This is a genomic window from Arthrobacter sp. SLBN-122, from assembly GCF_006715165.1.
In the GTDB taxonomy this organism is placed as follows: Bacteria; Actinomycetota; Actinomycetes; order Actinomycetales; family Micrococcaceae; genus Arthrobacter.
In genome coordinates this window covers 4264023-4276379 of record NZ_VFMS01000001.1, presented here as the reverse complement: position 1 = coordinate 4276379, position 12357 = coordinate 4264023, and the positions used below count along the sequence as shown (strand labels likewise).

General features: G+C 66.1%; 12 protein-coding genes. 5 read left to right on the top strand and 7 right to left on the bottom strand.

Going from position 1 to position 12357, the window contains the following annotated elements:
• The 3 genes from FBY36_RS19625 to FBY36_RS19615 form a co-directional block, all read right to left on the bottom strand.
• Nucleotides 1-963: an ABC transporter ATP-binding protein gene (locus tag FBY36_RS19625; protein WP_142122143.1), complete on the bottom strand. Its 963-nt coding sequence runs from the start codon at nt 961-963 to the stop codon at nt 1-3.
• 11 nt (nt 964-974) lie between these two features.
• A complete protein-coding gene (locus tag FBY36_RS19620) occupies nt 975-1247 on the bottom strand; it encodes a YegP family protein (protein WP_142122141.1) in 273 nt (90 codons plus the stop codon).
• 172 nt (nt 1248-1419) lie between these two features.
• Nucleotides 1420-2244: a DUF4386 family protein gene (locus tag FBY36_RS19615; RefSeq protein ID WP_142122139.1), complete on the bottom strand. Its 825-nt coding sequence runs from the start codon at nt 2242-2244 to the stop codon at nt 1420-1422.
• Between the two features lie 107 nt (nt 2245-2351).
• On the opposite strand from FBY36_RS19615, the gene FBY36_RS19610 reads away from it, so the two are divergent.
• A complete protein-coding gene (locus tag FBY36_RS19610) occupies nt 2352-2738 on the top strand; it encodes a hypothetical protein (RefSeq protein ID WP_142122138.1) in 387 nt (128 codons plus the stop codon).
• Between the two features lie 36 nt (nt 2739-2774).
• Here FBY36_RS19610 and FBY36_RS19605 read toward each other — a convergent pair whose 3' ends face one another.
• The 3 genes from FBY36_RS19605 to FBY36_RS19595 form a co-directional block, all read right to left on the bottom strand.
• On the bottom strand, nt 2775-3245 hold the full coding sequence (locus FBY36_RS19605) for a GyrI-like domain-containing protein (RefSeq protein ID WP_142122135.1): 471 nt from the start codon (nt 3243-3245) through the stop codon (nt 2775-2777).
• Nucleotides 3246-3310: 65 nt separating this feature from the next.
• Nucleotides 3311-3673, bottom strand: coding sequence for a DUF5655 domain-containing protein (locus FBY36_RS19600; protein WP_142122133.1), 363 nt, complete (start codon nt 3671-3673; stop codon nt 3311-3313).
• Nucleotides 3674-3688: 15 nt separating this feature from the next.
• Complete coding sequence (locus FBY36_RS19595) at nt 3689-4141, bottom strand: flavodoxin family protein (RefSeq protein ID WP_142122131.1); 453 nt, start codon at nt 4139-4141, stop codon at nt 3689-3691.
• Between the two features lie 214 nt (nt 4142-4355).
• On the opposite strand from FBY36_RS19595, the gene FBY36_RS19590 reads away from it, so the two are divergent.
• The 4 genes from FBY36_RS19590 (at nt 4356) to ppsA (ending at nt 11882) form a co-directional block, all read left to right on the top strand.
• On the top strand, nt 4356-6329 hold the full coding sequence (locus FBY36_RS19590; protein WP_142122129.1) for a heavy metal translocating P-type ATPase: 1974 nt from the start codon (nt 4356-4358) through the stop codon (nt 6327-6329).
• A 62-nt stretch (nt 6330-6391) separates the two neighbouring features.
• The gene (locus tag FBY36_RS19585; protein ID WP_142122127.1) at nt 6392-6853 is read left to right on the top strand and encodes a universal stress protein; all 462 of its coding nucleotides are present in this window, start codon (nt 6392-6394) and stop codon (nt 6851-6853) included.
• A complete protein-coding gene (locus FBY36_RS19580) occupies nt 6850-9405 on the top strand; it encodes a cation-translocating P-type ATPase (RefSeq protein WP_142122125.1) in 2556 nt (851 codons plus the stop codon). Before FBY36_RS19585 ends, FBY36_RS19580 begins: the two co-directional genes overlap by 4 nt.
• A 47-nt stretch (nt 9406-9452) precedes the next feature.
• Entirely contained in the window at nt 9453-11882 is a 2430-nt protein-coding gene (ppsA, locus tag FBY36_RS19575; protein ID WP_142122123.1) for a phosphoenolpyruvate synthase, read from the top strand.
• 50 nt (nt 11883-11932) lie between these two features.
• Here the strand turns inward: ppsA and FBY36_RS19570 are convergent, their stop codons facing one another.
• A complete protein-coding gene (locus FBY36_RS19570; RefSeq protein WP_142122121.1) occupies nt 11933-12355 on the bottom strand; it encodes an Hsp20/alpha crystallin family protein in 423 nt (140 codons plus the stop codon).
• Between the last annotated feature and the right edge of the window lie 2 nt (nt 12356-12357).

Genomic DNA, 12357 nt, shown 5'->3' with positions numbered 1-12357 from the left:
TCAGTCCCGGAGCGCTTTGCCGGTCAGGTGCAGGAACACCGATTCGAGGTCGGGGCGCACAATTTCGACGGCGGTCAGGGCCATTCCCGCCGAACCGGCCCGTTCGACGATGGGGGCGAGCAGGCCGGGTCCATTGTGGACGGTCAGGATTATGCCGGATGACCCGGCGTCTACATTCTGCACACCGGGGAGGAGGCGGAGCGCTGCGGACGCAGCGGCAACGTCACCGCTGCCCCGCAGGTCTATGCGGTCCACCCCTCCGGTCAGCTCCACCAGCTCGTTCCTGGTGCCCTCTGCCTGGATCCGGCCCTCATCGATGATCGCGATCCGGTTGCAAAGGCGTTCGGCTTCTTCCATGTAGTGGGTGGTGTAGAGAACGGCCATTCCTTCGGTGGCGAGGACCTCCACCGATTCGAGGATGGAATTGCGTGACTGGGGGTCCACGCCGACAGTGGGTTCATCCAGGATCAGAAGGGTGGGACGGTGAAGGAGGCCGATGCCGATGTTCAGCCGGCGTTTCATCCCGCCGGAGAACTTCCTGGTTTGCTCACCCGCCCGGTCCGCCAGCCCGATGAGCTCCAGGACCTCCGCGGTGCGCAGCTTGAGCTCCTGCCCGCCCATGCCCTGCAGCCTGCCGAAGAACCGGAGGTTCTCTTTCGCCGTGAGATCGGGGTAGATCGCCAGCTCCTGGGGGACCAGGCCGAAGTGCCGCCTGGCGCGGATACTCGAGGGCGCCATCACTTCGCCGGCGATGCGGATAGACCCGGCATCAGCACGAATCAAACCTGCAACCATGGAGATGATCGTGGTTTTGCCGGCACCGTTCGGACCCAGCAGCCCATAAGTTTCACCGGCACGGATGTGGAAGGAGACGCCCTCCACGACGGTGCGGTTGCCGTACTTCTTTACGAGCCCTTCGGCGCCAAGGACCTCCGTCCGCTGGATCTGCAGGCCCGTTGTCACGGCGTCCGTGCCTAAGCGGCGCCGAGGGAGTTCAGCCTGCGAACCCCGCGCCGTACGGTGTCGCGGGGGTGCGGAACAGGGACTATGGCCCGGCTGGGCGATGGCGAAACCACGTCCCGGATCAACCCGGTTCCGGCGCATTCGCGCACCTCTTCGATGGCCGCGGCCGCCGCGCGTTTATCAGTGAATTGTCCGGAAACCGCCAGTACGTGTCCATCCGGCATTACAAGCCGGAACCGGATCTGTGAATCTTCATCGACAAACAACTCGAACCTACCTGCCATAAGCCTTGCTCTCCTCTAGCTCCCGCCCCCGTTGATGAGGCTGCATACCGGCCAACATCGGCCCCGCAACCCGGACGCACAACCCCAGCGTGGTGAATCCGGCCTGAACCACCATCTCAAATGACGAGCGGGCTTTTTAGGGACCAAAGACCTTGAACGCCGGCACCGGGCTTCAGGTTGGCACGCGGGACAGCCGGATGAGTGCGGTTCCTGTGGCGATGAACCACACCCACAGCAGGATGCCGTAGCCCCAATAAAACCCGGGTGCAGCGTGCCGGAGGACCTCGCTGACAACACCCAAGGCTCCCGTGCCCGCACCAAGCCATCCCAGGTACCGCGGGAAGAGCCCCGTGCTTCCCCTCAGCATCGCCAGTCCCATCAGGAGGATGCCGAGGGCAGAGAGGGCACCAACGATGGCAGGAGTGTTGTTCTCCGCAATGATGGCTTCGGCGGCCGTGGCGTAGGCTCTGCGTTCTTCATCCGACCCGGCCGCCGTGAAGCGGTCGCTGAGGTACACCAGGTTGAGTGAACCCCGGCTGCTTACCGGTACGGCAAGCAGGAGTGCCCACGGCAGGGCACCGAAAACAAGCGCAATCAGGGGAAGGCTCTTCTGACCGGCCGAGAGAGCCAAGAAAAGTGCAGCAAAAACAAGGACAGGGAGGATGTTCGGCAGGATCCACAGGACCTGCTCGGCCACGTAGACCTGCTTGTTGGCGGCGATGAACTCCAGGGTGGCGGCTCCGCCGTGCACGGGCGGCGGAGCCATGAAGTCAAGTACCAGGGCAGTTATCAGCAGGAGCACAAACACGATCGAGGACGCACCCGCGGCCAGATACAGGAGCTGCCAGCCGTGCCGGTCCCCGGTGCTTACCGCAGGACCGCCGGCCGGGTGACCGGCCCGCGGATGCCGGCCGGTCACGGGGAATGCCTTGTCATGGCTGGACTCTTCCATCCGCCTGCCGGGCGGGGTAGTGCCTTTGGACCCAGGGCGAAGCACAGGCCCACTCCTCCAGTGCACCCAGTGACCAAGGGCCCTGTTCCGTCGAGCCAATCCTTGGAAGACTGCGGGACCTAGCCCATGATCGCGTTTCCCCGGAGGAAGACATGACCGCAGATGCCCCGCAGCCAGCCCACCCGGACGGTCCTGCTTCGAACCCGGCACAACCCGGGCCTGAAGAGCGGCTCCGGATAGAGCTGGAGGACGCCGCGTCCCGGAAGTGGTGGGTGCGCATCCTCTCGACGCTCGGCTCGCAGTACGGACGCACGCAGTTGCGCTTCGTGGGCAGGACGGAGGATGGACGCCGCCTCTATGCCAGCGATACGTTTCCCGGACCACCCCTGAACAAGACACCACCAGGAGAGGCGTGGGCTCCTGGCCTGGAAGCCAGCCTGGGCCAGCTCCGCCAGGAGATTGCACGGGATGGATGGTCTGAAACGAGCCATGGCACCCAGCCCTGGGACCTGACCTTCAGCCGGCGCAGGGGCTCATAGCCCTCCGGCGCCCGCTCCCTCAGGTTTGGGCCATCCTCAGGCGACCGGCCAGACCACCCTGGTTTGCCATGTCGCCGGATCGGGTTGCGCTTCCGGATCCGTCAGGTAGTACTCCCACATGGTCTCCGAGGGGGCGGCGCCGCCAGCCTTCATGTGCTCAAGAATGGCATCGTAGGTGGTGCCCAGGCTGTCATAGGGGCCGGTATGGATGGCTTTGACGGCGTCGGCATCAGGAAGCATCCCGCTGGCCACTTCCGCGGTTCCCTGGAAGTTCCCGGCCACGGGAAATCCTGCTTCAACGTCCACTGTCTCATCCGGCATTCCGTGGTACAGCGCGAACGGCGGGCCTGCCGGGCTGGCGCCCTGCTGCTGGACCGCGGCCATGACTGTGCCAAAGGCACGGCCGAAGAAGTTTGTCAGTTCGTTCATGGGGACGCGTTCGCGGACCACGGCGATTGGTTGCTCGGTGATGTGGATTCTCCGCGGCTGCTGGCCCTGTTCGTTCATTGGATCAGCTTTGCCCTTCGGGCAGCAGCGTGACAGGGCCATAGGACTCTACGGGAAAATGGCGGTCAGCCCGCGGCGTCGTACGCTTCCTGCATCCAGCGGCGGACCTCGGCATCGAGCTGGGAGCTGTCCGTGAGCTCCAGGTGATGCATCCAGGTTCCGGCCGCTGGATGGACGGTTTCCTTGAACCGCGGCGACTCCAGGTTCCGGGGCAGCGCGAGGGACAGGACCAGCGGAACCGCTGATTTCACGTACATCCCGGGCCGCCAGAGGTAGGCGTAGCCGCGGCGCCGGCGAAAGGAGATCTGGCTCTTGCTGACCCGCACGTCGTGCGGACCCAGTTCCGCGGCCATCTGCTCCGCCGCCTGGTAAAGCCTTAGGGCCGTCGGTGCGCCGTCGAAGAACCGCTCCACCGTCAACTGCTGCAAGGTGGAAGGCCCTGCCTACACAGTGCCGTTGCCCAGCGAGGCCGCAAGACCGGCGGCCCATGCTGCTGCCCGCTCTGCCTCGCCGTCCATGAGGGGCCCTTCACTGCCTTTGACGTAAAAGGCCATGGGTTCGCCCATGATGCCGGCACCTGCCGCCTCAAGAGCCCTGGTGATCTTCCCGGCGGCATCACCGTGGATGAACAGCTTCACCCTGGTATCGAAAGCAGCCGCCTTCACCCCGGTCAGCCTACGACGGCCGAGGTCTGCCAGCATTTCAGTGATCCGGGCGGTGGGCTTCCAGCCATTGATGGGACTGCCGACGACGAGCAGGTCACCAGGGCGCAGGGTCTCCGTATCGAACCCTTCAACCGGAACGGCGGCCGCACCCTGCCCCAGTCCGGATGCCACCGACTCCGCAATGGTCCTGGTGTTCCCATACGCGGTGTCGTAGAGGACAACGGCTTTCATGTGGAACTCCCGGTCTGTGTCGGCGGCATGTTGCCCTCAACCATGCTCCTGGTCCGGCTGCCGTGTCAGGGCCAAAAGTCACGGCAGGGCCCAAGGCCTGCTGGAGGGCTTTGCCTGGAGGGGGTTGGGGCCTAATGCCCTAGCCCGGCTGCGGGCGGCCGGGTAGGTTCGGCTTTATGTGCGATCACCGCCGACTACTTCCCGGGGGGCCTAAGTGAGAAACCAGGCCGCGCTGCCCGCGGCAACCAAGGGGAGTCCCGGCAACCTCGACGACGGGGCATCCCCCACGTCGCCGGCAGGAAAGGCATGGGGCTTTCTCAGGCGTTATCCCGTCGTCGCACTGACCTGCCTCGTCCTCCTCGCCACGCTGGTGATGCTCCAGGCCGGCCTGGACTTGCAGGTCCGCGTCCTCGCCTCCGCCTACGCCGCGGTCATCGTAGTGGCGCGTGCGCCTGGCATGGTCCGGCCCCTGCGGGAGGGACGCTGGGGTATCGACCTCCTGGCGCTGACGGCGATTGCCAGCACGGTGGCCGTGGGTGAATATCTCGCCGCACTGGTGGTAATCCTGATGCTGACCGGGGGTGAGGCGCTGGAGAACTTTGCCCAGGGACGCGCGGCACGCGAATTGCGGTCGCTGCTGGACAGGGCACCCCGCTTCGCCCACCGGGAGGGAGCGGCTGCGTTACTCGAAGATATTCCCATTGGGGAGGTAGCACCGGGGGACATCCTGGTGGTCCGCCCCTCCGAGCTGGTACCTGTGGACGGCGAACTGCTGTCCGGCTCAGCCACCCTGGATGAGTCATCGCTGACGGGTGAGAGCCTGCCCGTTGAGCGCAGCAAGGGGGAACAGTTGCTCAGCGGTGCGGTCAACGGCGAGGCCGCTATCCGCATGCGGGCCGCGGCCGCCGCAGTCGATTCCCAGTACAGCCGCATCATCGCCCTGGTGGAGGAGGCATCCAACAGCCGGGCTCCCGTTGTCCGGCTCGCTGACCGTTACGCAGTTCCCTTCACCCTCCTGGCCCTGGCCATGGCCGGGACCGCCTGGTTCCTCTCGGGTGAGCCGCTCCGCTTTGCCCAGGTCCTGGTGGTAGCCACGCCCTGCCCGCTCCTGATCGCTGCCCCCGTAGCGTTCCTGGCCGGCACCAGCCAGGCAGCCCACAAGGGGATCATCATCAAGAACACCGGGACGCTTGAGCAGCTTGCGAAGGCCCGGACCGCCGTCTTTGACAAGACCGGAACGCTCACGTCAGGGCGGCCCGTCCTGGATGGCATCCAAGTGGCGCCAGGCCCGGGTGAGGCCTTGGGCAGCGAACGAATCCTGCAGTTGGCTGCCTCGGCGGAGCAGTACTCTTCCCACGTGCTGGCGGCCTCCGTGATCGAAGCGGCAGAGTCGGCCGGCCTGGGACTCCTCCCGGTACAGCAAGCGACGGAGAGCGCAACGCACGGGGTGGAAGCTGTCTGCGACGGCCAGCGGGTGGTGGTGGGAAAGGCCGGCCTGGTCCGCAGTTCGTCCACCGGGTTCCGCGAAGCAGCAGTCCGGAGCGGCCAATTGGCTGTTTATGTGGCGGTGAACGGCGAGTACGCCGGGGCGCTGATCATGAAGGATCCACTGCGCCGCAATGCTGTGGATACCCTTGACCTGCTGCGCGGCCTCGGCGTGCGGAACACCATGCTGCTCACCGGGGATGCCCGCGCTACGGCGGCACACATCGCCGAGGAAGCGGGGATCGGGCACGTCCAGGCTGACTGCCTTCCTGAAGACAAGGTCGATACGGTGGCCGCCATCCGGGAACGGCCGGTCCTGATGGTGGGTGACGGCGTGAATGACGCACCCGTCCTGGCCGCGGCGGATGTGGGAATCGCCATGGGCGCCAAGGGGGCCACCGCGGCCAGCGAATCGGCGGACGTGGTGGTCATGCTTGACGACCTTTCCAAAGTGGCCCAGGCCGTGGCCATTGGAAAGCGGACCGTGGCGGTGGCCCTGGTGAGTATCTGGACCGGAATAGGACTCAGCGTGGTGCTGATGGCCATCGCCATGACGGGCTACATCCCAGCCGTCGCCGGGGCCCTGTTGCAGGAACTGGTGGACCTGGCCACCATCCTCAACGGCCTGAGGGCGCTGCGGGGTGCCGACCTTAAAAGCGCTGCCGACCTGCAAGGCCGTCCCGATCCGAAACGCGCGGGCTAAGCCAGCGGCCGGCATGACTTTTGGCCCTTCCGGCCCAGCCGCCAGCCGGGATCGTGGTGTCCATGAACGCAGAAACAGGGGCCAAACCAGTCATCGTGGGCGTGGATGGTTCAGAATACTCCTCCGCAGCCCTCCGCTACGCCGGCACCCTGGCAGCCCGCCTCGGCACCCGGCTTGAAGTCATCTCCTGCATCGGGATGCCGGACTACCTGGTCATGTCCCGCCTCGAAGGGGCGGACCGGCAGTTCACCGCGAGGCTTGAAGACGCCGCCGGCCGCCTGGTGGAGGACGCGCTGGGCCGGGCATTCTCCGGAGAACGGCCGGAAAACATTGACGTGACCGTCAAGTTCGGGCCGCCGGCGAAAGTGCTGGTGGGGGAGAGCGGACGGGCCCAGATGCTGGTGGTCGGACGGCATGGAGAAGGTGGACTGCTCAAGTCGTCGATGGGCTCGGTCAGCAAGGCATGCGCGGCCCACTCGAAATGCCCGGTGCTCCTGGTGGGGCAGGAGGCGGACGCTGTGTGAGGACCGCGGACGGCCTGAGCTCTGAGCGGGCCGCGCAGCTCCTGAAGCAGGCAGGCCCCAACCAGCTTCCGGCGGAAAAAACCGTCCCGCAATGGCGGAAGCTCTGGGGGGAGATGACGCACTTCTTCGCCCTCATGCTGTGGTGCGCCGCCGCTCTGGCGTTCATCGCGGACATGCCTCAACTGGCGGTGGCGATCATCGTCGTCGTCATTGTCAACGGGGTGTTCGCCCACATCCAGCAGGAACGCGCCCAGCATGCCGCCGCAAGGCTGCGCAGCCTGCTGCCCGCCGATGTGGTGGTGCGGCGGGACGGGAAGGTGCGCAAGGTTCACGCCAGCGAGCTGGTGGTCGGGGACATGGTGCTGCTCGCTTCCGGCGACCGTGTGCCCGCTGACATGGATCTGCTGTCGGCGTCGGCATGCGACGTGGACGAATCCATGCTGACGGGCGAAAGCGAGCCCGTTCCCAAAGCCGCAGGCGATCCTGTGTGGGGCGGGACCTTCCTGGTCAACGGCTATGGGGAGGCCGTCGTGTCCGCCACCGGCGGGGGCACGAGACTGGCCGGGATCGCCGTCCTCACCAGCGGAGCGGTTCCACCCCCCACACCGCTGTCCCTGGAACTGCGGCGGATTGTCCGCGTCACGGCAGGCATGGCCTTGGGCATAGCGGCGGTCTTCTTCCTGGCATCGCTGCTGGTGGGCTTTCAATGGCGGGACTCCTTCCTGTTCTCCATTGGCGTTGCCGTGGCGCTGGTTCCGGAAGGGCTCCTGCCCACGGTCACGCTGTCCCTGGCGATGGGCGCCCAACGCATGGCATCGCGCAATGGGCTGGTCCGCAACCTTGAGGCAGTGGAAACGCTGGGCTCAACCACCTTCATCTGCACCGACAAAACAGGGACCCTGACGCAGAACCGGATGAACGCCGTCGAGGTCTTCAGCACGGACGGGACAGTCCAGGTGACGGGCCAGGGATATGACCCGGAAGCTCTCATCAAGGGCCGGGGCGTGGAAAGGGCGGCCCAGGCAGCGCTCGCAGCCCGTACCGCGTCACAGGGCAGGGCCGAGCTGCACGACGGTCAGTGGCACGCCCAGGGGGACCCAATGGAAGCTGCGCTGGACGCCCTGGCCCGCCGCCTGACGGGGACCGGACCAGGGCCTGCCCCGTCGCGCCGGCTGCCCTTCGACCCCGTCCGGCGCAGGGAATCCGCCCTCGCAGGTCCTGAGCTGTTCTGCAAAGGTGCCCCCGAAACGGTCCTTCCGCTGTGTGAGTCCGTGCCGGGAGCGGTCAAGGAGCAGGTGGAGCTCATGGCGACACGGGGCCTGCGCGTCATTGCCGTGGCACGGCGGAGCCTTGAAGGAACACCCGAAGCCAGGGACACCAGCCCGGCAGCCGAACTCGAAACGGGCATGGAACTCCTGGGCCTGATCGGATTGCAGGATCCTCCCCGGCCGGATGTCAGCGAGGTGATCCGGGCTGCCCGGCAGGCAGGCCTGAAAGTCGCCATGATCACCGGCGACCACCCGGCCACCGCCGCTGCGATTGCCCGGCAGATCGGCCTGATCGGATTCCCTGAACACGTGGTGGAGGGCACAGACCTTCCGGATGACGAACAGATGCTCGGAGCGCTCCTGGACCGCGACGGGATCGTGGTCAGCAGGGTATCGCCGGAACAGAAGCTTCGCGTCGCCAAGGCCCTGCAGGCCCGCGGGCACGTGGTGGCCATGACCGGCGACGGCGTCAACGACGGCCCGGCCCTTCGCGAAGCGGACATCGGCGTGGCCATGGGGTTAAGCGGAACCGACGTGGCCCGGGAAGCCGCGGACCTGGTCCTCCTCGATGACCACTTCGGCACCATCGTGGCGGCCATTGAACAAGGCAGGGCCACCTACGCCAACATCCACCGGTTCCTCACGTACCACCTCACCGACAACGTGGCGGAACTGACGCCGTTCGTGATCTGGGCGCTTTCCGGCGGCCACTTTCCGCTCGCCCTGGGCGTCCTGCAAATCCTCGCCCTGGACATCGGCACCGACCTGCTGCCGGCGCTGGCCCTTGGCGCCGAGCCGCCGGGCAGGCACGTCCTGGCCCGTCCGCCCGAACGCCGGCACCTGATGGACCGGCGGCTGATCATCCGGGTCTTCTGCATCCTGGGGCCCGTGGAGGCAGCCATGGAGATGACCGTGTTCTCGGCGGTCCTGGCCGATGGGGGCTGGACGCGTGGTCAGGTTCCCGAAGCAGGGCTCCTGATGGCTGCCTCCGGTGCCGCATTCACCGCCGTTGTTCTGGGACAGCTTGCGAACGCGTTCGCGTGCCGGAGCGCCACCCTGCCGCCCTGGTCGCTGGGCTGGGGCACGAACAAGCTGCTGTTGTGGGCTGTGCCGGCTGAACTGGCCGTCCTGGCAGTGTGCCTGTTCGTGCCATACCTCGCCGCATTGCTGGGCCAGGCACCGCCGACCCCAATGGGCCTGGTTCTTGCGCTGCTCGCTGCTCCCGCCGTCCTGCTTGCGGACTGGATCCACAAAGCGGTCCGCGGCCGGCTGCGCCGCGGCTAGGACCAAAGACTCTGCCTGCCCCGCCGGCCGGAGGAAAGAATCGAGCCATGAGTGCCGCCGCAGAAACCTCCCTTACTGACATCAACGTCAAGTGGATCCAGGACACGGGGATCGCGGACATCCCCTCGGTGGGAGGAAAGAACGCTTCCCTGGGGGAGCTGAGCCGTGCCCTGCAATCGGCAGGAGTCAGGGTTCCCGAAGGATTTGCCACGACGGCCGCTGCCTACCGCGCATTTGTTGCCGCCAATGACCTTGAGCCGCGGATCAGAAAGCACATCGGGGAACAGCGCGCCGGGACCCTGACGCTGCGCCAGGCAGGGGCGGCGATCCGGGAACTGTTCCTGCAGGCCACGTTCCCGGAAAGCATCGCCGCTGACATCCAGGAACACTACCGGGCACTGTGCCACCGGGCCGGACAGGCAGAGGTTGCCGTTGCGGTGCGCAGCAGCGCAACGGCCGAAGACCTGCCCGACGCCAGTTTCGCGGGGCAGCAGGAAACCTTCCTGAATGTGGCCGGCGCCCGCGCGGTCCTTGAAGCGTGCCGGCGCTGTTACGCCTCCCTGTTCACGGACCGAGCCATCAGCTACCGCGAGATAAAAGGCTACGACCACCTGGACGTTGCCCTGTCCGTCGGCGTTCAGCGGATGGTCCGCTCGGATCTGGGCGCGTCAGGGGTGATGTTCTCGATTGACACCGAGTCCGGCTTTCCCGGCGTGGTGGTCATCAGCGCTGCATGGGGGCTGGGCGAAACCGTGGTCCAGGGAACCATCAACCCGGACAAATACCAGGTGTTCAAGCCGCTCCTGGCAGACCAGCGTTTCAGCCCCGTCATCGAACGCCAGCTCGGGGCCAAGGAACGCAAAATGGTGTACAGCCACGGCGGGGATGCCAGGACCAGGACCGTTGAGACTACGGACCGTGAGCAGCGCTCGCTGGTGCTGGAGGACCCCGAGGTGGTCCTGCTGGCCCGCTGGGCGGTGGCCGTGGAGGAGCACTACGGGCGGCCAATGGATATGGAGTGGGCCAAGGACGGCGTCACGGGGGAACTGTTCATGGTGCAGGCGAGGCCGGAAACGGTGCAGGCCCGCCGGAGCGCCTCCACGTTCCGCACCTACCACCTGGCACAGCCCGGGCGGGTCCTGGTCACTGGTGCCGCCATCGGTGATTCCATAGCCCGGGGCCGGGCGTGCGTGGTCCGGGATGCCAAGGACATCGAGTCCTTCGTTGATGGCTCCGTGCTGGTCACCCGGATGACGGATCCGGACTGGGTGCCCATCATGAAGCGGGCCGCAGGCATCATCACCGACCACGGCGGCCCTACCAGCCACGCAGCCATTGTGAGCCGGGAACTGGGCGTACCCGCCGTCGTGGGCACGCGCAACGCCACGGAGGTCCTGTTCGACGGCGGCCAGGTCACCTTGTCCTGCGCGGAAGGTGAGGAGGGCCGCGTCTATGAGGGGCTGCTGGAGTTCACGGTGGAAGACGTGGACATGCACGCCCTGCCGGCCACCCGCACCGATGTGATGATCAACATCGCCAGCCCGGCAGCCGCGTTCAAGTGGTGGCGGCTGCCCGCGGCGGGTGTTGGCCTGGCACGCATGGAGTTCATCATCAACAACCTGATCCGCATCCACCCCATGGCCCTGGTCCATCCTGAGAAGGTGGCGGATCCGGAGGAGGCGGCGGTCATCCGACAGCTCACCAGCGGCTACCAGGACCCGCAGGAGTACTTTATCGACGTGCTGGCCACGGGGATCGCCAAGATCGCCGCCCCGTTCCATCCCAAACCGGTGATTGTCCGGCTCAGCGACTTCAAGAGCAACGAATACAGCCACCTGGTCGGCGGCAGCGCCTTCGAGCGTCCCGAGGAAAACCCCATGCTGGGTTTCCGCGGCGCTTCACGCTACTACAGCAGCCACTACCGTGAAGGATTCGCGCTGGAGTGCAAAGCCCTCAAACGCGTGCGGGAAAAGGTTGGATTCGCCAACGTGATCGTCATGGTCCCCTTCTGCCGCACTGTGCGGGAAGCGGACCAGGTCATCCAGGCGATGGCAGAGCACGGACTGGTCAGGGGCCATGAAGGGCTGCAGCTCTACATGATGTGCGAGATCCCTTCCAACGTGGTCCTGGCCGGCGAGTTTGCCAAACACTTTGACGGGTTCTCCATCGGTTCCAACGACCTCACCCAGCTGGTGCTGGGGGTGGACCGCGACTCGGAGGAACTTGCCGGTCTGTTCGACGAGCGGGACCCGGCGGTGAAGTCCATGATTGCCGAGGCCATCACCAAGGCCCATGCTGCCGGCATTAAAATCGGAATCTGCGGACAGGGGCCCAGCAACCACCCCGACCTCGCAGAGTTCCTGGTGGGCCAGGGGATCGATTCGGTGTCCCTGAATCCGGATACCTACGTGCGGACACTTCCGGTTATCGCGGCAGCGGAAGCAGCCTTGGCTGCAGCCCTGGCCACGGGGCAATAAAGCGACTGGCCCTCGCAGGGCCAGGCGCCGGCGTCGTACGTTAAATGTTCTCAGCCCCTGGTGACGGGGATTTTGGACGGCCCGGTGCCCTGCCCCTGCTCCGGAATCGGGGCCCGCACTTCAAGGACGCCGTCCTTGTATGAAGCCGTGACGTCGTCCTGCTGCACTCCGCTGGGCAGGGGAATCCGCCGGACGAAGGAACCGTAGCGGAACTCGGACCGGTAGCTGTCCTTGTCCTTGTGCTCCTTCTTTTCCTGCCGCTCGCCCTTGATGGTCAGGACGCCGTCCGTGACCGTCACGTCCACGTCCTTTTCCGGGTCCACGCCGGGCAGCTCAGCCCGCACCACGAGGGTGTTGCCGTCCACCATCTCTTCAACCCGGATGGCGGAAGACCCCACGTCACCTTCGAAAAGCCGTTCGATGACATCCATGGGGGAGCGGCGGTTCTCAAACCATTTCATCAGGTCAGTCATTG